Below are 20,456 nucleotides of genomic sequence, written 5' to 3'. Positions count from 1 at the left end.
AGTCCTTTGGAATAGTGACATGCTTTATCCATGTAGAATTTGGGTATCGAACAATATGTATTTCGATGTAAATCAATACTTTACCATGAACGGGGAGTGACAGGATGGGCGAAAAATATATGATGGCACTGGATCAGGGAACGACAAGCTCACGAGCAATCATTTTTAATCGGAAGGGCGAAATCGTTGAAACTGCTCAGCGTGAATTTGAACAATTTTTTCCAAAGCCAGGCTGGGTGGAGCATGATGCGAATGAAATTTGGACTTCGGTGCTTGGATGTATTGCAGAGGCATTACGGAAATCAGATGTAGAGCCAGAACAAATAGCGGGAATTGGTATTACCAATCAGCGAGAAACAACCGTTGTTTGGGATCGTAAAACAGGTAAACCTATTCATCATGCCATCGTTTGGCAATCCAGACAAACAGCAGACATTTGTGAATCATTAAGAGAAGGCGGCCATGAGGAAACCTTTCGTAAAAAGACAGGGTTATTAATTGATCCGTATTTTTCAGGGACAAAGGTGAAATGGTTGCTTGATCATGTAGACGGCGCCAGGGAAAAAGCAGAGAATGGTGAGCTGATGTTTGGTACCATCGATACGTGGCTTATCTATAAGCTTTCCGGTAGAAAGACACATGTTACAGACTATTCCAATGCGTCACGTACATTGATGTACAATATTTATGATTTGGATTGGGATGAGGAGTTACTTTCCATTCTGGATGTACCAAAAAGTATGCTTCCGGAGGTACATGATTCTTCTGCAATTTATACGAAAACAGCTAGTTACCATTTCTATGGTCATGAGGTCCCCATTGCTGGTATCGCAGGAGATCAACAAGCTGCTTTATTTGGTCAAGCCTGCTTTGAAAAAGGAATGGCAAAAAATACGTACGGTACTGGTTGCTTTATGCTGATGCACACAGGTGAGGAGGGAGTCGTCTCAGAAAATGGTCTGTTGACGACAATAGCCTGGGGATTAGACGGAAAAGTAGAATACGCATTGGAAGGTAGTATTTTTGTAGCTGGTTCAGCCATTCAGTGGCTACGTGATGGCTTGCAAATCATCAAAGATTCACCTGAGAGTGAAGACTATGCCAAGCGGATTGATTCAACAGATGGCGTTTATGTCGTGCCTGCCTTTGTAGGACTTGGTACACCTTACTGGGACAGTGATGCGCGTGGTGCCATGTTTGGCTTGACTCGCGGTACAGGTCGGGAAGAAATTGTAAGAGCAACACTAGAATCTTTGGCTTATCAAACGAAGGATGTCATAGATGCAATGATGACCGACTCAGGTATCAAGTTAAAAACACTGCGTGTAGACGGTGGCGCAGTAAAAAATGATTTATTAATGCAATTCCAGAGCGATATGCTGGATGTATCAGTGGAAAGACCAGCTGTACAGGAAACGACTGCATTGGGAGCGGCATATTTGGCAGGATTAGCAGTTGGTTTTTGGCAGGATCAAAAAGAAATCTCTGCATTATGGCAGCTGGAAAAAACGTTTGATGCCAATATGGAAGCGTCTAAACGGAAACAATTATATCAGGGCTGGCAAAAAGCTGTGGAAGCGACAAGGGTATTTAAGTGAAGACAAAAGAAAGCGAGTGATGTCTTATGTTAGAGCTTAAAGATATATATGCTGCGCGTGATCGCATTGCATCTTTTATTCACCGAACCCCGATATTTGCTTCGGAGCAATTGTCCAAGCGAACTGGCCAACAAGTTTATTTTAAAGGAGAACATTTACAAAAAACAGGTTCTTTTAAAATACGGGGCGCAACCAATAAAATACTTCAAGTGCAAGAGGAGGGGGCCCAGCTTGTTACTGCAGCATCTTCAGGTAATCACGGCCAAGCTGTAGCCTATATCGCTAATCGGCTTGGGCTTCAATCCATTATCGCTGTTCCTGAGGATGCCAATCCGAGTAAGGTTTCGGCCATTCAAGCTTATGGGGGCAAGGTGGAGTTTTTTGGAACAACTTCAGCGGAACGACTGCCTGCAGCACAAGACTTAGCAGCCGGAAATAATGGGGTATATATTCCTCCTTATGATGATCCATTCATCTTAGCAGGGCAAGGAACAGTGGGCCTGGAAATCTTGGAACAATTACCAGATACCGATGTAATTGTCGTACCGATTGGTGGAGGAGGATTATCTTCTGGAATCCTACGTGCTGTCAAAGAAGTAAAACCATCTGTACGGGTTATTGGTGTAGAGCCGGCAGCAGCTAATGACACTTATCTTTCTGTGCAAGCAGGAGAAATAACACCCATTTCACAGGCCAATACCATTGCGGATGGCTTACGGGCTTCTCAGCCGGGAGATTTAACCTTTCCGTTGATTCAGAAATATATAGATGATGTAGTGCTTGTTGAAGAACATGAAATCCGTGAAGCTTGTGCTTTTATGTTGGAGCGAACGAAACAATTGGTAGAGCCATCTGGTGCTGTTACAGTTGCTGCATTACTATTTAACAAGATTCAAATACAAAATGAAAAGGTTGTTTGTGTGCTATCGGGTGGAAATGCTGATATCCGGCAAATTTCCAGTATCATCAAACAATAATATCATGAAAAAAAAGCAAGGCATCCGTTCCAGCAGTCCGGATGCCTTGCTTCATTATGCTAGTTCAGTTTTTAGAAAATCGATTACTTTTACAAATGCCGATTTTACTGCAGGTGCTTTCATTTCTTCATCGAATACATGCTTGCCATTTTCTATCGTAATGAGTTCATTTTTTATTCCTGCTGCTGTCAATGCATCATGCATCGCCGCAGATTCTTCATAAGGCACATCCTCATCCTTCGTGCCATGCAATAACAGTGTGGCAGGATAATCTGGCTTAATATGCTGGATTGGACAATATGCAGCCAATTCCTTTGCATCTGTTATTGGGTTTTTATCAGAAACAAATTCATTCCACTTCCCTTGCTGACGGCAATACATATAAATAGCATACCGTCTTTCAATAGGGGCTTCTGAGATGGTTTTGTTTTGTATGAGCTGGCGTGCAAGCATTTCCGGCACATTTGTCATCTTTTGATAATGTGTGGAAGGCTTATGATACCATTCCCCAAGTATGCTGCCATAACCATAAAAAGAAATAATCGCTTTTGGTTTCATCGCAAACGTACCTGTTTGTAATGCCAAAAAAGCCCCGGCAGAACTGCCGATGACAGCAATTTTTTCTGGATCGAAAGGGAATTGCTGTGCCCCTTCATTCCTTAACCAAGTCAATGCATCTTCAATATCAGAGACAATGCCCGCAAGCTTCGTTTCCGGTGCTAGTCGATAATCAATGGTGCATACGTGGAAGCCATGACGAAGATACAGTTCGATTTGCTCGGACATCATATCCTGCCTGCTTCCCCAAATCAGGCCACCGCCATGAATATAGACAATCAACGGTGCATGTGTACGAGCAGCCTCATAAAAGTCACCTTTAATTTCACAGCCATCGATGTGTTTGTAAACAAATGTTTTCTTCATAGACCATTAACTCCCTTTTAATGCTGATTTGAGGAGAAAAGGGCAGCCAATTTGCTCATCCCTTCAGATGAAAAACTGCTGCCCATAATCTCCGGATGGTTAACATATCACTTTGGGGGGTGAAATGTTTAACGTGATAGCTCTAATCATACATCAAATGGAACTGTAAAAAAGAATAAACCTGCATTTTTAATGTTTTTTTAATGTGATGATGACATGTCATGAAGACACCAATCAGTTATTAGCCATGACTCCCTTGTCCGTAATTAGCCTGTTGGATTCACATTCGGGCGGTTATTCTCATCCATTAAAAGGACAGAAATTACTGCGATAATAAGCAATATGCCAGCAAAATAAAAACCAGCATTTAATGTTCCTGTTATATCTGTCAAAAGCCCGGTTATATATGGCGCTAGGATAGATCCGCACATTCCAAAAAAATTGTATACACCAAATGCTGTACTATATGCATGCTTTGGCGCATTGTCGGCAACAACTGCCACTAATACAGGGTTTGTACTAATTTTTCCAAAAATACCATAGCCTATCAAGGCGATATATAATACAGTCATACTTTCGAATGCAACAATGGAGACGATTGCGATAATAGATAAAGGAAGCATAACGAGCAGGACAGGACGTCGCTTCCCAAGTCTATCTGCAATCCAGCTGAAGAAAAGGGATCCCGGAATAGCTGCCCAAGGTACAAGCGAAGATACGACAGCTACTTCTGTTCCGTGAATACCACGAGCATGCTGCAAATAATAAGGAATCCAGGTAACAACAACGAAAAATGCATAAATTGCACAAAAAATTGTAATGTAGGCATAATTTAAGTTCTTATTTTTAAAGAGATCCGCAAAATGAAGCTTTTCACCATTTAGTGCTGCTTCACTGCGTTCTTCTTTCGTTTTAGGTTTATCCTGAATGACCCACCACATTGCTAATCCAATTAGGATAACCGGTATGGCGATAATATAGAAAGGTACCCGCCAGCTCATACCAAGTGTTTGTACCGTATAGCTTGATATGAAATAACCGAGCGAAAGACCAAATGCCATTCCACTGTTAATAATTGCACTCCCTAATGTTATATGTTTTGGTGGGATTGCTTCGGATGATAATCCGTATTGAGGGCCATAGTAAAAGCCTTGGAAAATTCCCACCAGAAGCCAGGATATAATAAATAACACAAATGTTGGCATCATCCCGGTAATAGCTGCAAAAATCCCGAATAATAATACCCCGGGCACGAGAACCTTCTTTTTCCCGATTTTATCCCCCAGGATTCCCGACGGTATGTTTAACCCCGCATATCCCAGGAAAAAGATACTACTAATGAGTCCAAGCTGTGCTCCAGATAACTGGAATTCATCCTGTATATTATCCATAACTGGATTGAGTACGGAACGTGTTCCATATAAAGCAACCCAACCAAGGAAAAATACAATAACTGCTTTGATCCAGTAAGGTATTGATTGTTTAGTTTGATTGTTATCTTTCATCTTGCTTCCTCCATGTATAGTAAATTTAAGCATTTCCAGCCTAATAACTACTGAGAAATTCATAGTTGATAACTCGGTTACCTTTCACTACTGGCGGATGCTTTCCGCGGGCATGGCAAAAGCCTCCTCGCTCGCAAATTCGGCTCGCTGTGGGGTCTCAAGACTCACGCTTTTCCCGCTGAAGTCGCCGCCATCCGTTCCAGGTAACTAGGTTTGAGTGACCTGTTATGTGGTATCAAATACATACTTGGACACTGCGTAATGTTCCTTGATAATGGTCTTAGAATAATTTGGTGGAATTCTTTTCCTTACAATCATAACCACGTGAACAAGACTGTTTCCCAGTGTACGTCTGACTTCATACATGCGGGTTAGACACCTCAATGTTTGAACCTAGATGAGGCGGCTTCGACTCAAGGATAGTAATCATACACGAGGCTGCCAATTGGCGTTCACATTATGAATATCTCAGAGCGTCCAAGATTTGGTTTAAATGTTTTTAAATAGAAAGGAATTTCTAACCGCGGAAATTAATGGCTGGTCTAAATGTTAGTTCTTTTGATATCAAGATTTGTTTTTTTAATGGCGAATCGACGAGTGTGTATTTAGAATTGTCTTTTTAAATAAATTGTACCTTGATAATCAAAAAACATTTAATCATTATATTCTTCACATATAATCGCAGGGTTTTCCCTTAAAACTTCTATTATTAAATGAACGATTTCCACGGACGTGCCTTCTTAACATCCCAAAAGCAGTTTTGATTTATACTGGAAAACCAAGGCAATTCCCCTTTAAATCAGAAAAGATATAGTCGGGAATGGAACAGTTAAACTTGCAAATAATAAGTACGGTACTTGGACAAATGAGGCATTCGTACAAAGTTTAATGTTTTTGTAATGTAAACACTTTCAATTTTATTCGATTGTAATGGAAGCTTTATTATAATTCGGATGAAGCATAAATAAATCGCCAATTTTCATGCTTTCATTCCTTTAAAACATGTAGTTGGAAAAGCTTAAATACTATAATTGATGAGGTGATTTAACAGTGATTCATACTATTATTAAGAAAAATTCGTATCAGGACTCCATTAACTTGATGCTTTTGACAAATGCTGTTTCGTCAATCGAAGGCGTTAATAAGGTCCAAATCATGATGGGAACACCAGCAAATAAAGATATTTTTAAGGATGCAGGTTTGTATACAGAAGACTTGGCAACAGCTGAATCCAACGACATGGCGATTGTTATTGATACAGAGGATGAGAGCAAGGTTGACGAAGTATTGGAAAAGGCAGATCAGTATTTAAAAGATCAGTCCATTAGTGGCGGTAGTGAAGCTTTTGAGACCGTGCGGACATGGGATCGCGCAACAAAAGCATTACCAGATGCAAATTTAGCATTAATTTCTGTACCAGGGCAATATGCTGCTGAGGAAGCACATAAAGCACTGGATCTTGGAATGCATACATTTTTATTCAGTGACAACGTACCAATGGACGATGAGGTAGCGTTGAAACAGAAAGCGCATGAAAAAGGATTGCTCGTTATGGGTCCTGACTGTGGAACTGGAATTCTTGACGGCATTCCAATGGCATTTGCGAACGTAGTAAAAAAAGGAAGAATCGGGGTTGTTGGGGCTTCCGGAACAGGAATTCAGGAAGTAACTGCAATCATTGATCGTCTCGGTGAAGGTGTCAGCCATGCAATTGGTACTGGTGGACGCGACCTAAAGGAACCGGTTGGTGCGATTACGATGATGGATGGGATTAAAGCTTTAGAAAACCATGCCCAGACCGATATTATTGTGATTATTTCCAAGCCACCAGCTAAAGAGGTTCGTAACGAAGTGGTAGAATTGCTTCATGGTTTAAGTAAACCAGTTGTAACGATTTTCCTAGGAGAAAAACCAACGAAGCATGAAGGGAATATTTATCAAGCATATACACTAGAAGAAACAGCACGTATTGCTGTGGATTTGGCAAGAGACAAAGAAATTAAAAAGAACTATGCAGATGGAGATTACACTGTAGAACATGCGGAGCTAGCTGAAGGTCAGAAAACTATTAAAGGTCTATTCTCCGGTGGGACACTTGCTTCTGAAGCAGCAGTACTAATTTCCGATGCTCTTGGTCTTGGCAGTGAAATTACAAACGTAGATGGTTATGTATTGAAAGAAAATGGTCACGAGGTAGTTGACCTCGGAGATGATAAATATACACAAGGTAAACCACACCCGATGATTGATCCGGAAACTCGTGCGAAATTTATAGAGAAAGCTGCTGAAGATGAATCGACTGCTGTTATCGTACTTGATTACGTGCTTGGATATGGCTCACACGAAGATATGGCAAGTGCACTCATGCCATCTATTGAAAAAGCAGTTGCTACTGCAAAAGAAAATGGCAGAACACTACATGTGGTTGCTTCTGTATGTGGTACAGACAATGATCCACAAAGCTATCAGGGACATCGTGATCGCCTAAAAGAAGCTGGTATCATTGTGAAAGATAGCAATAATGAAGCCGTTCGTACAGCGATGAATATTGTTGGTCTTCAAGTGGAGGATCCTGAAAAGGAACTGGTTCCATATGAAGCATCCAAGCAATTTGATCTTTCTGTATCGGAAGAAATCAAATCATTATTAAATAATAAGCCAACGATTATTAACGTAGGTTTGAAGAGCTTTACAGATGCGATTACAGCTTATGGTGGCAGAGTTGTTCAATATGACTGGCGTCCAATTGCGGGCGGCAATGAAAAAATGAGAAAGATCCTTAGCCTATTGAAATAAAGAAGGTAGATTGGATGAGGCGACTGCTTCATCCAATATGCCCATGCTTTTATATGTATGTATTACAATTTCTAGGAGGAACGTAAAAATGAAATACAATTCAATTGATGAAGCGAATAAAGCAGTCGTGGAAAAAATCGTAAATTCTGCACCATTTCTAGTAGATGTCGTTCCAGCAAAGTCCAAAATTAAAGAACTAAACGAAGGAAAAGTTATTCTTCATGCTGGTCCACCAATTCAATGGGATGATATGACTGGTCCAATGCAAGGTTCATGTATCGGTGCTTCCCTGTTCGAAGGCTGGTATGAAGATGCAGATAGTGCGGAAAAGGCACTTGCGAATGGTGAAGTTACTTTCATCCCATGTCATCACGTTAATGCTGTTGGCCCAATGGGTGGTATTACGACTGCAAACATGCCGGTATTTGTGGTTGAAAACCGTACAGACGGTAATGAAGCCTATTGCATCATGAATGAGGGTATTGGTAAAGTACTACGTTTTGGTGCATATTCTGAAGAAGTAGTAAATCGTTTGAAGTGGATGCAGGATGTATTAGGCCCAACCCTATCCAAGGCGTTGAAGCTAACTGATGATGGTATGAATTTGAATGTTATGATTGCGAAGGCAATTACAATGGGGGATGAGTTCCACCAACGTAATATAGCTGCATCTCTTATTTTCATGAAGGAAATTAGCCCATTCATCGTTCAATTGGATATGGATGAAAAGGATATGAAAGACGTTATTCAATTCCTAGCTGATACCGACCAGTTCTTCCTAAATATTGCGATGGCTACTGGTAAAGCTGTTATGGATGGTGCAAGAAAGATCGAAGAAGGAACAGTTGTTACTGCAATGTGTCGTAATGGTAAAGACTTTGGTATTCGCATAAGTGGCATGGGAGATCAATGGTTTACTGCTCCAGTTAATACACCACAAGGCTTATTCTTTACTGGTTATTCCCAGGATGATGCCAACCCGGATATCGGTGATAGTGCCATTACGGAAACCTTTGGAGTGGGCGGTATGGCAATGATTGCCGCACCAGGAGTAACACGCTTTGTTGGTGCTGGTGGATTTAATGATGCCCTTTCTACAAGTAATGAAATGATGGAAATTTGTATGGATCAAAATAGTAACTTTACAATTCCTACATGGGATTTCCAAGGGGCATGCCTTGGAATTGACGCAAGAAAAGTAGTTGAAACCGGGATTGAACCGGTAATCAATACTGGTATTGCTCATAAAGAAGCAGGTGTCGGTCAGGTTGGTGCGGGAACAGTAAGAGCACCAAAGGAATGCTTTGAAAAAGCTTTGGAAGCATATGCTGAAAAACTAGGCTTGATCTAATTAACGATGAAAACAAACATAAAGGGAGAGGAATATAGTCAACATATTCCTCTTTTATTTACACAAGCGGATACTGGAATTGTGCATAGTAAATTTGATAATGGATTGAATGTTAGGATGGGGGAGCACCTTCTTTTTATTGGAACAACTAAAAATGGAAAGCTGCCATTTGGAATCCATGTAAAACAGGAAGCATTGCAAAAGCTCCTCCAGCATGTCAATCAATTTGATCAAGTATATTGGATTCAATCAACTTGTGAACTACAATTTCATGAAGGTATGATTGCACTGGATATAAAAGCTGCTTCCAAATTTAATTTTGCTATTGAGCCAGTCATCCATCGAAAGGTAATGCTGGAACATCTACCAGCGCTTGCTTCATGTTTCATTCAGCATACAGCAGAAACTGGTCTGAATGTATTGGTGGAGGATTATTTATTACATGAATTGGATGGAAGTCACGCAGAAAATGAAGTTATCGAAAAACACGATGCACTTTTGGCTGCAATTACTACCAATAAAACGGAGGATGCAATCCGCGTCCTACGTTATTTTTTGGGCAGGGGTAAAGGGCTGACACCGTCCGGCGATGATTATATTGTCGGTATCCTTGCTGTACATGCCGCAACTTCCATATGTTCAGAAGCATTCATACATGCTATACAAGTATTGTTGGATGAACGGATAACAACGGATGTAAGTAGGGAATATCTTTTTTATGCATTACAAGGGGCATTTAGCTCCACCGTTGTCCATGTCATTCACGAGCTTACGAAAAAAAACACAAAAAATAATTTACAAGCGCGTCTTGAAGCGTTATTATCAGTAGGACACAGTTCTGGAGCTGATACAGTTTTCGGAATATTAGTCGGATTGTTAACGATTAGGAGGAAATGAATATGTCAGAAAAAGTAGTTATTGCACTAGGCGGGAATGCAATCCTGCAGCCAAAGCAAGAGGCAACTTATGAAAACCAACTGGAAAACGTACGTAAAAGTAGTGAAATCATTGCTAAAATCGTTAAAAATGGACATAAGGTTATCATCACGCATGGTAATGGTCCACAGGTTGGAAATATTTTGCGTCAAAACGAAGAAGCAAAAGACGTTGTACCACCATTTCCACTTGATGTTTGCAGTGCAGAATCACAAGGCTTTATTGGCTATATGATGGAGCAGACATTGATCAATGAATTGAATAAAGCTGGTGTTGATAATGAGGTTGTAAGTGTATTAACACAAACAGAAGTATCCAAAGACGATCCTGCATTCAACAATCCGGAAAAACCAATTGGTGTATTTTATTCCGAAGAGGAAGCAAAACAATTGGCAGCAGACAAAGGCTGGGTTGTTAAGGAAGATGCCGGGCGCGGCTGGAGACGAGTAGTACCTTCTCCAATGCCAACATCTATCCTAAGCTCTAATACGATTAAAACATTGACAGATGCTGGTGCGGTTTGTATTGCATCCGGCGGTGGCGGTATTCCTGTAGTGCGTAAAGAAGATGGTACACTAGAGGGAATCGAAGCAGTTATTGACAAGGATCGCAGTGGATTCCGTCTCGCGGTCGAAGCAAAAGCAGATACATTCATGATTTTAACGGATGTAAAAAATGTATTTGTTAACTACGGCAAGCCAGATCAAAAGGCTTTAGGAATCATTTCGTTAGAAGAGGCAAAGCAATATGAAGCGGAAGGTCAATTCTCTGCTGGAAGTATGGGTCCTAAAATGGAGGCTGCCATTCGTTTTGCTGAGCTAGGTGGTAAAGCAATTATCTGCTCGCTAGAAGAGGCAGACCTAGCAATGGAAGGTAAAGCAGGAACACAAATTGTAAAATAATTTCTTGAAACCGGGGCGTGGAATCACGCTCCGGATTTTGGTATTCATAGCGCCATTCTTGCTGGTATGTTTTGTTAGGGAGGAAACGGAATGCGAAAAAACCGATCATTTAAAAAAGAACTCATATACTCATTTATTGCGATTACCTTCGCCTCCATTACCATGCTAGGTATTTTTCAAGCATTCCAATTGTCTAAATTAATTAATGAGAATCAACAAAAGCAAAATCAAACAACCGTATTTCTTGAAAATAATATTAAAAATTATATTCAGGAGCATCAACGCGTGGTGCATGTGCTAGCAAAAAGTCTAGAGCCGTTGCTGATAGAAAATGACCTGCAATCGATTCAAAAAAAGCTAGAGGATATTAAGGATACATTTCCTGGCTTCGTCAATTTATATGTCGGCAATGAAAAAGGGCAATCCGTCGTATTTTATCCGGAAGTATATACAGACGGTGCCCAACGAGGGAATCTCGACTTCAGTGACCGTGATTATTATAAAGAATTGGTGAAAACAAAAAAACCCGTATTATCCTCTGTTTTTCATGGGCGGGGAGGTACCAATATTATGCTGGTAACGACGCTCGCACCAATCTTAAGCGCTTCGGGTGAAATGGAAGGATATGTACTTGGGGCATTGGATCTAAATGTATTGGCGGAAGAAGTAAAAGCAAGTATTAATGACAAAGAAAGTCATGCAGTTGTTTTGGATCAGGAGAATAATGTTGTTGTGCATCCCAATGTCGATACCAAAACAGAGCTCGTTAATCTATCAGAGGATCAACTGGTAAAATATATCAATGGGGAAAGCGATGCTGCTTCTGGTGAATTTGTTGGGGATGGGACAAGCGGGGAAGAAGAATTTATCACCTATACAAAAATAAAGGACCTAGATTGGAAGGTTTGGATTGGGACACCAACACGTATTATTAATCATACCTTCCGAAAAGCTATTTTAACGGTCGTAGGTTTTGTCGTTATAACAACGCTGATCATGCTTGGTGTGAGCTATATCTTAACCAACCGCTTAGAACGCACCATTCGTAATTTGCTGGATTATATTAAAGAATATAAAAACTATACAAAAGGTGTCATTCATAAACGGAGTATCAAACGTAAATCAAATGGACCAAGAGAGATGGAAGAGCTCTTTGACTACTTTGATAATCTCATAGAAGAAGTGGAAACCAATCGGGAAGGTCTGGTGTTGTTAAATCGGGAGCTCGAGGAGCGGGTTCAAGACCGAACAGCTACGTTGGAAAATAAAAATATGGAGCTTAAGGCTGTTAATAAATTGATTACATCTGTATCCTCAGATAAGGATTTGACCCATTTTATTCAGGATTGTCTCATCAAAATTAAACCATTTATGGATAACAAGGTTCATGTCATTTTTCAAGATATTGCTGTTACCTCTGATGAAATTATTAAAAATAAAAACATCCAGCATTATTTAAATCATCATATGACTGGACAATTACAGCATATGGAGCCAATTCAGATTGGCAAGGATTTAAAGGGATTTCTAGTCGTCGATTTGCAACATGAACAGGAAATCGTCGCAAGTGATCAAGAATTTTTACAAACCTTTGCAACCTCCTTGGCAATTATGCTGCAAAATAAGTTTTTATTTGAAAAGATTCGCAACAAGCATGCTGAGTTGGAAGCCATTTTGGAAAGTATGTCAGAAGGGTTAATGCTGCTTAATAATCATAATGAAGTTGAATATGTCAATGAATTTTTCCAATCGGTCGTAATGGAAGATGCAAAAGGTGAATTACTAACCTTAGAAGATGTATCAAACCAGTTTACCCGGATATTTGAAATCAATGAGGAGTCGTTAGAGGAATTTTTCCAAAAAGAAAAAAATGCGATTAAACTGGAGCGAGTCACACCAGCTGGCAAGACTTTCTATTATGCTGTCCATAATTTTTCCGTTATTTTAGATGATGCGACGATTGGCCAAGGGTTGCTATTACGGGATATAACGAAAGAGGAAGAAATAGATACGTTGAAAAACAATCTAATTTCACTCACCTCACATGAATTTAAAACGCCGATTACGAACATTAAAGGCAGTGTTGAAACGCTACTGCGTGCAGATGTGCAATGGGAGCCTGATTTCCAACAGGAGCTATTAGAGGGCGTGCATGAGGATATTGAACGAATCCAACATCTTGTTAGTGATTGGATGGATATATCCAAGATTGAGTCCGGTACGATGTATATTGTACCGAATATGATTCGTGCAGATCATATCATTGAAGAATCTATCGATCAAATACCTCAAATGCTCAAACAGCATGTTACATTTGAATTTGTGGAAAAAGCGGATGAACCATTGTACTTTTTCGCAGATAAAATACGTGTTCAACAAGTGCTCGTTAATTTATTTATGAATGGCATTCGATATAATGATGAGGTAGAGAAAAAAATCAATATTACACTCGAGCAGAAAGAAGAATGGATTTGTATTTCTGTTTCAGATAATGGTATTGGTATTTCTATGGATCATATTCAAAAGATCTTTAACCGATTCTATCAGGTGGATATTACCGCAACGAGAAGAACAGGTGGGACCGGTTTAGGTCTGGCAATTTGCAAAGGAATCATGGAAGCCCATGGTGGTACGATAAATGTTTCAAGTGTACCTGGAGAAGGCAGTACCTTTACATTGTATTTCCCTATACGGGAGGAGGATGAAAGTGTATGAAGAACCAGACGATTTGTATTGTAGATGATGAACCAAAAATTTTACGATTTATTGCTGCTAATTTAAAATCGGTTGGTTATGATGTCGTCACAGCCGGTTCTGGTGAGGAACTATTGGAGAAATTTGATTTAATGTCACCAGACCTTATTCTTCTGGATATCATGATGCCAGGCTATGATGGATTTTACGTGCTGGAAAAATTGCGGAAGTTTACGAATGTACCCGTTATCATGCTCACAGCAAGAAGTAACCCACAGGATAAAGTGCATGGTTTAAATGTTGGGGCTGATGATTATTTGACCAAACCTTTTTCATTGGATGAGTTATTTGCCAGGGTAAATGCGGTGTTAAGAAGGAGCCAACCAACCCTTGCAGAACAACAGGTTGTTACAACACCGATGATCTATACAGGCGAATTTGCAATTGATATTGGCAGTAAACGTTGCTGGATCAATGATGTTGAATTTAAACTCACGCATACCGAGTTTATGATGATGGAAATACTCGCACTTAATTTGGATAAGGTTGTTCAACATGAAAAGCTGCTTACCGAAGTCTGGGGAGCACAATATCGGGATGATGTGGAATATTTACGTGTTGGAATAGCTAGAATTCGGCGAAAAATGAAAGAAAAACTTACGGAAAAACAAGAATATATTATTACGTATCCAGGACTTGGGTATATGCTAAAAAGTATACCAAAACCAGAATAGACCTTCTATTCCATAGATATGATTGAAAGTATCGAAATCTCTGAACGGATACGAATGAAAGATAACTCTGTCATGGAGCACCATTGATAACAATATCAATGGTGTTTTTCCAATGACCACCGCTTAATATTGGTATGGATTGTTGGTTGTGTAATAGAATTCTTGATAATTGTTATAGGGAAGGAAGAGATGAAGGTTGACGTTACAACAATTAAAGTATGTGCTTGAAGTGGCAAGATGTCGATCCATCAATAAAGCGGCACAAAAATTATTTATTAGCCAGCCAAGCCTATCGAATGTATTAAAAGAGTTAGAAAAGGAATTGGGAATAACAATCTTTTTTAGAACCAATCAGGGCATTATGCTTACCTCAGAAGGGTCGGAATTTCTAGGTTACGCAAGACAAGTAGTGGAACAAGCCGAATTGCTTGAAAATCGCTATGCCAATGCACCTGCACCACAACAGTATTTCTCAGTATCCACCCAACATTATGCTTTTGCGGTTAGTGCATTTGTTAAATTATTAACGGAATACGATCCAGCGGAATATGAGTTTGTATTAAAGGAAACGAAAACGGCGGATATTATTGCAGATGTGAAGGAATTACGAAGTGAAATTGGGATATTATATGTGAATGATTTTAATGAGAAAATTATTAATAAGTTTCTCAGAGAAGGAAATTTATCATTTCATCATCTATTCGAAGCCAAACCGCATGTGTTTATTAGCTCCAGTAATCCACTTGCCAACAAGGATTTAGTCACATTAACTGATTTACTGCCATATCCATATCTCTCTTTCGAACAAGGGGATTTCAACTCGTTTTATTTTTCGGAGGAGATTTTAAGCACAATGTTTAGACCAAAAAACATTCGGGTGAGTGATCGCGCGACCTAATTTAACCTATTGATTGGTCTAAATGGATATACCATTTCAACAGGAGTTATCAGCCATACATTGAACAGTAAAGATATTATAGCGATTCCTTTGGATGTCGATGAACGCATTACGGTTGGTTATATAACACATAAAAATGTAAAAAATAATACATTGGTGAATACTTACATTCAATATTTAAAGGAAACCATTGCTAAAGAACTGTCCTCGTTATAGGAATAAGCTATAACGATGGATAGATATTAGGTGTTACACTATAAGGTTGATAATTGTTATACTTTTCTTATATTGACATAAGGAGAGAATGGATACATATGATGCATAAATTACCTTTAAAGGCTGATCATGTAGGGAGTTTATTAAGAAGCGCGCCAATACAATCAGCAAGAAAAGCTTATCAACAAAAAGAAATGACACAAGCTGAGCTTACGAAAGTAGAAAATATAGAAATCAAAAAATTGGTCCAAAAGCAAATAGATATTGGACTTAAAGCTATTACCGATGGCGAGTTTAGACGTTTGTTTTGGAGTCATGATTTCTTCGTAGGTTTGGATGGAATAGAATTTATCGAAGTGGATAGAGGCATTCGTTTCAGCGATGGTGTTAAAACAAAGCCTATCGCGTTTGAAATTGTTGATAAAATCAAGTTTAATCATCATTATATGATTGAGCATTTTAAATTTTTAAAGCAGACGGTAGATGAACTAGGTGATGGAAGTCAGGTTGCAAAATTTACGATTCCAGCTCCAAGTGTGATTATGTATCGTTATGTGAATGAACGTGAAAAAGTTATCTATCCTGATGCGACAGACATGTTTAAGGATTTAGCAAGAGCGTATCAAGAAATGGTTCAGGCTTTATATGAAGCTGGTTGTCGTTATCTTCAATTTGATGATACGACATTAACGACATTTACAGATCCTAAATTCTCCACCATGATGGTAGAAACAACGGGCTTGGCATTACCTGAATTGCTTCATACAATTATTGAAACAACGAACACTGCATTGCAGGACAATCCTGAAGATTTAACGACTACCGTTCATATGTGTCGTGGCAACTTTCGCTCCAAAAGTATGCATGCAGATGGTGGGTATGACTATGTAGCGCCATTCTTTGACCAACTAAATTATGATGCGTTTTTCTTGGAATATGATGATGAACGAAGTGGCGGATTCGAACCGTTGAAAGATATAAAACGACGTGATGTTGAAATCGTGCTGGGGCTGATTACTTCAAAAACTCCTACTTTGGAAGATGTTGATTATATTAAAAATCGAATCCAACAGGCAAGCCGATTTATTCCTAAAGAAAATCTGGCATTAAGTCCTCAATGTGGGTTTGCAAGTACAGAAGAAGGAAATGATTTAACAGTAGAACAACAGTGGGCTAAGCTAAGCCATGTGATTAAAATAGCTGAAGATGTATGGAACTAAATGTTATAAGTGTGTAGGTTTATAACTGTATGAAATGAATCCACTAGCGATGTTATGTTTTTAAAACATGCTCTCTGGTGGATTTTTTATGAGGTTTTTGTCCTGAAAATCATTCTTTTTCCCCATGAAATAGGATTGGAAATATGTCTTCATTTTGCCTTCTTGATAATTTTAATGTTTTTGCAATGTAAACACTTTCAATTTTATTCGACTGCAATGTGTTTTATCGTATATTTCAATTGTAATAGTAATCTATCTATCTAACTTTTCAATTTAAACATTATATTAGGAGCAGGAGGAAAAGGAATGGAGAATGAAAAGAAAGTTTTAATTCCTTATTGGATCAAGATTGTAACAGTATTTTTCCTTGGTTGGGTGGCGCTTTATGCTACACGTGCCGTTCTAAACCCAGTAATGGATAATATCCAGGGTGAGTTTGGTTTATCTGGTGCACAGCTAGGACTTATCAGTAGTATCTTCTTCATTGGTTATGCTGGTTTAAACGTCCCTTCAGGAATATTAGGAGATAAAATTGGGAAGAAAAAAGTACTTGTACCTGGTGTCATTATGTTTGGTCTTTTGGCAGCTGTTACAGGACTTATGCCTAACTTTGCATTTTTCATGGTTGCTTGGTTGCTCGTTGGTATGTTCCAAGGCTTCTACTATGGACCGCAGTACGGACTATCTTCTGAAGCAATTCCCCCAAAGCATATTACTTTGGGGAGTGCCATTATCAATAGTGGGATGGCGTTCGGTCTTTCCATCGGTTACTTTATTTCAAGCTATACCGTTGGAACACTAGGAATGAGCTGGAGAACACCATTCTTTGTTATCGCTATACCTGTTGTTTTAATCGGTATCGCGATGTTCCTTGTGATTAAAGAAAAGCCAAAAACAAAAGAAGAACGCGCTACGGAAAATGGTGGTCAAAAGCTAAAAGTAAAAGACCTATTCAGTAAGAACCTAATCTTTGCTTATATTACTATTTTCTGTGCGATTTATGCTTTCTTCGTAGTTGTTACTTGGATTCCTTACTACTTGCAGCACGCACGTGGTATCGATGGTACAGAAGTTGCCGTTGTTTCATCTTTAGTTCCTTGGGCTGCTATTCCAGGTTCCATTTTATTTAGCTGGATTGCTGACCGAATGGGAACACGTCGTCCAGTATTGATGGTCATGATTCCACTATCTATCATTGCGATTGTATCTATCGTTGCATTTGACAGCATGTGGGTATTATATGCGGCATTAATTGGTTACGGTATTTTTGGTAAAATCAGTACGAATCCAGTATTGGTTGCAGTTGTTGCAGATAATGCACCGAAGCACGCATTAAGTACGGCGTTTGGTGTGTACAACTTTATCGGTATGTGTGGTTCTATCTTAGCGCCATATATTACTGGTCTGTTGGTTGACGTTACTGGATCGTTGAATGCTGGTTTCTATTTTGCTGGTGCATTGCTAGCAGTCGCCTTTGTTTCTGTATTGATGATTGATGAGAAAAACCGTCCGAATGTAGAAGGCGCGGTCGTCGCAGAAGCAAATTAATTCAATCACGTTACTTGAAAGGTTAAACCTCTGTTTCACTAATGATGCGGGGGTTTTTCCTTACATAAAGTAAAATGTGGTAGGGGAAAGTAGAGAGAAGTTACATTCATTGTTTCAAGTAACAGTATCCGATTCATAATAAGCAGATGGTAAATGTTGTCAAGAGCAATAGAAGAGGAGTGGGAGGATATGCGGGTAACGAAAGAAAAGCTACATCAGCTGATTGCACAGAAACTAGAGCGAGCAGGACTTTTAAATGAACATGCGACGGTTGTTGCAGATGTTCTTGTTCATGCAGATGCACGTGGAGTTCATTCACATGGTGCTATGCGTGTCGATTATTATGCAGAACGAATTGCCAAAGGTGGTATTACCATTGAGCCGAACTTTCACTTTGAAAAAACAGGACCTGCAACAGCGACCTTTGATGGGGACAACGGCGTTGGGCATGTTGCTGCCAAGCTGGCAATGGAAGAAGCAATTGAAATGGCAAAGGAAAGTGGTGCTGCGGTAGTTGGGGTAAAACATATTGCGCATAGTGGTGCATTGTCATATTTCGTAAAACAAGCTGCAGACGCAGGAATGATTGGAATTTCTGTTTGTCAGTCTGATCCAATGGTTGTGCCGTTTGGCGGTGCAGCACCATATTATGGAACAAATCCAATTGCTTTTGCGGCACCAGGTAAACAGGAGCCTCTGATTTTTGACATGGCAACAACGGTTCAAGCGTGGGGGAAAATCTTACATGCGCGTTCCAAAAATGAAGCCATTCCTGAGGGGTGGGCAGTGGATCAAGATGGGAATTCAACGACAGATGCACATGCTGTTCAAGCACTTCTGCCAATTGCTGGTGCAAAAGGGTATGGTTTGATGATGATGGTTGATGTACTATCAGGTATCTTGCTTGGACTGCCATTTGGTAAGCATGTTTCATCCATGTATGACGATTTGACAGCTGGGCGTAATTTAGGTCAGCTCCATATCGTCATTAACCCGGAGTTCTTTACCAGCTTGGCAGCGTTTAAGGACCGCATTGCACAAACGATGGAAGAGCTGCAAGCGATTCAGCCAGCACCAGGTTTTGATCAGGTATACTATCCAGGGCAGCCAAACACGATTACCGAAGCATCCTATGAACAGGATGGAATTGAAATTGTAGATGACATTTACAACTATCTCATTTCAGATACGATTCATTTTGACCAATATGGGAACAAGGATCCTTTTGCAACTTAAGCTGTTACACAATAGAAAAACCCACTTGTAAGCCATGGTTGACCCCTTATGAAGTCTACTATCATGCGCTATCAAGTGGGTTTTGTTTGTCAACTATACGAGTCCAATTTGTTTTAAACCATTGTATATGCCGTTGTTTTCGACAGAAGTTGTTTCAAATTTGGCAGCCTTCTTTAGGTCAGGATGGGCATTCCCCATGGCAAAACCAGTTCCGACGGTTTCCAACATTTCTTTATCATTCATCCCATCGCCAAATGCAATTGCAGCTTCAGTTGGTATGTTTAAATGTTCCAGCATCTGCTTAACGGCAGCACCTTTGTTCACTTGGCTTAAAATAACGTCATAGCTGTTTTCAATTCCTTCTGTATTCACTGGCGCCAACCGAAGAGACGGGTCGACTTCAAAATGGGCTGGCGATGATCCTGTCACATGGACGATGGATACACTTAATACTTGATCCAACATATTTTCTTCAATCAGCCCATTTTTTCGCAGTTGGAAGGTATCCATAAATTGTTTGGCATATTTACTATCCAGTGTTGAAAAATGATTGGTACTACTTGTATAAAATAATAATTCATCGTTATGGTCTCTTGCGGCTTTTAGTAGTTTTTTGGTTATATTTAACTGCATGGGCTCATGAATAATCTTCTCCTGTTGAAAACTTGCATAGGAACCATTGTAGCCAATAAAGGATGTCACTTGTAATGCAGCTGCAAGCTCATCAAGCTCGTGCAATGGTCTTCCAGTAGCAAGTACGACATGAATGTCCTGGTTCTGTAATGCATGGATCGCAGTCTTCGTTGATTCTTCATATGTGTTATCTGGTCGTAAGATTGTCCCATCAATATCAAAAAATGCGATGCGGTATGTCATGGTTGCCTCCTAAAATAACGTTCTTGAACTTCCCACCGATACTTT

The 20,456-nt window shown here is 39.7% G+C and carries 14 protein-coding genes and 1 pseudogene; 12 read left to right on the top strand and 3 right to left on the bottom strand.

The window, feature by feature from the left end:
* The first annotated feature begins 104 nt into the window (after window positions 1-104).
* Together glpK and DX933_RS09150 are read left to right on the top strand one after the other, a co-directional pair.
* The gene (glpK, locus tag DX933_RS09155; protein ID WP_123316134.1) at window positions 105-1,598 is read left to right on the top strand and encodes a glycerol kinase GlpK; all 1,494 of its coding nucleotides are present in this window, start codon (window positions 105-107) and stop codon (window positions 1,596-1,598) included.
* A 26-nt stretch (window positions 1,599-1,624) separates the two neighbouring features.
* Complete coding sequence (locus DX933_RS09150; RefSeq protein WP_123316133.1) at window positions 1,625-2,575, top strand: threonine ammonia-lyase; 951 nt, start codon at window positions 1,625-1,627, stop codon at window positions 2,573-2,575.
* A 54-nt stretch (window positions 2,576-2,629) separates the two neighbouring features.
* On the opposite strand, the gene DX933_RS09145 is transcribed toward DX933_RS09150, so the two are convergent.
* Both DX933_RS09145 and DX933_RS09140 read right to left on the bottom strand, forming a co-directional pair.
* Window positions 2,630-3,499 carry an alpha/beta hydrolase gene (locus tag DX933_RS09145; RefSeq protein WP_123316132.1) on the bottom strand — a complete coding sequence of 290 codons (870 nt, stop codon included), beginning with the start codon at window positions 3,497-3,499 and terminating at the stop codon, window positions 2,630-2,632.
* A 266-nt stretch (window positions 3,500-3,765) separates the two neighbouring features.
* Window positions 3,766-5,004: an MFS transporter gene (locus DX933_RS09140; protein ID WP_123316131.1), complete on the bottom strand. Its 1,239-nt coding sequence runs from the start codon at window positions 5,002-5,004 to the stop codon at window positions 3,766-3,768.
* 1,050 nt (window positions 5,005-6,054) lie between these two features.
* Here DX933_RS09140 and fdrA point away from each other — a divergent pair.
* From fdrA to allD, 10 genes and pseudogenes are all read left to right on the top strand, one after another.
* Window positions 6,055-7,800, top strand: a complete 1,746-nt coding sequence (fdrA, locus tag DX933_RS09135) for an acyl-CoA synthetase FdrA (protein WP_123316130.1) — start codon at window positions 6,055-6,057, stop codon at window positions 7,798-7,800.
* An 88-nt stretch (window positions 7,801-7,888) separates the two neighbouring features.
* Window positions 7,889-9,151 carry a YlbE family protein gene (locus DX933_RS09130; protein ID WP_123316129.1) on the top strand — a complete coding sequence of 421 codons (1,263 nt, stop codon included), beginning with the start codon at window positions 7,889-7,891 and terminating at the stop codon, window positions 9,149-9,151.
* A gap of 6 nt (window positions 9,152-9,157) precedes the next feature.
* Window positions 9,158-10,048 (top strand): DUF2877 domain-containing protein, encoded by an 891-nt coding sequence (locus DX933_RS09125; protein WP_123316128.1) that lies wholly within the window; start codon window positions 9,158-9,160, stop codon window positions 10,046-10,048.
* Between the two features lie 2 nt (window positions 10,049-10,050).
* The gene (arcC, locus tag DX933_RS09120; protein ID WP_123316127.1) at window positions 10,051-10,989 is read left to right on the top strand and encodes a carbamate kinase; all 939 of its coding nucleotides are present in this window, start codon (window positions 10,051-10,053) and stop codon (window positions 10,987-10,989) included.
* A gap of 90 nt (window positions 10,990-11,079) precedes the next feature.
* A complete protein-coding gene (locus DX933_RS09115) occupies window positions 11,080-13,704 on the top strand; it encodes a sensor histidine kinase (RefSeq protein WP_123316126.1) in 2,625 nt (874 codons plus the stop codon).
* Window positions 13,701-14,417: a response regulator transcription factor gene (locus DX933_RS09110; protein ID WP_123316125.1), complete on the top strand. Its 717-nt coding sequence runs from the start codon at window positions 13,701-13,703 to the stop codon at window positions 14,415-14,417. Before DX933_RS09115 ends, DX933_RS09110 begins: the two co-directional genes overlap by 4 nt.
* A gap of 196 nt (window positions 14,418-14,613) precedes the next feature.
* A pseudogene (locus DX933_RS09105) lies at window positions 14,614-15,531 on the top strand (LysR family transcriptional regulator).
* A gap of 98 nt (window positions 15,532-15,629) precedes the next feature.
* Window positions 15,630-16,751 (top strand): 5-methyltetrahydropteroyltriglutamate--homocysteine S-methyltransferase, encoded by a 1,122-nt coding sequence (locus DX933_RS09100; RefSeq protein ID WP_123316124.1) that lies wholly within the window; start codon window positions 15,630-15,632, stop codon window positions 16,749-16,751.
* A 306-nt stretch (window positions 16,752-17,057) separates the two neighbouring features.
* Window positions 17,058-18,299 carry an MFS transporter gene (locus DX933_RS09095; protein WP_123316123.1) on the top strand — a complete coding sequence of 414 codons (1,242 nt, stop codon included), beginning with the start codon at window positions 17,058-17,060 and terminating at the stop codon, window positions 18,297-18,299.
* A 189-nt stretch (window positions 18,300-18,488) separates the two neighbouring features.
* Window positions 18,489-19,535: an ureidoglycolate dehydrogenase gene (allD, locus tag DX933_RS09090; protein ID WP_123316122.1), complete on the top strand. Its 1,047-nt coding sequence runs from the start codon at window positions 18,489-18,491 to the stop codon at window positions 19,533-19,535.
* Between the two features lie 93 nt (window positions 19,536-19,628).
* Here allD and DX933_RS09085 read toward each other — a convergent pair whose 3' ends face one another.
* A complete protein-coding gene (locus DX933_RS09085) occupies window positions 19,629-20,411 on the bottom strand; it encodes an HAD family hydrolase (RefSeq protein WP_123316121.1) in 783 nt (260 codons plus the stop codon).
* Window positions 20,412-20,456 lie beyond the last annotated feature (45 nt).

The sequence above is a fragment of the Ornithinibacillus gellani genome, from assembly GCF_003730295.1.
In the GTDB taxonomy this organism is placed as follows: Bacteria; Bacillota; Bacilli; order Bacillales; family Amphibacillaceae; genus Ornithinibacillus_A; species Ornithinibacillus_A gellani.
This window is presented reverse-complemented; position numbering and strand designations above follow the sequence as displayed.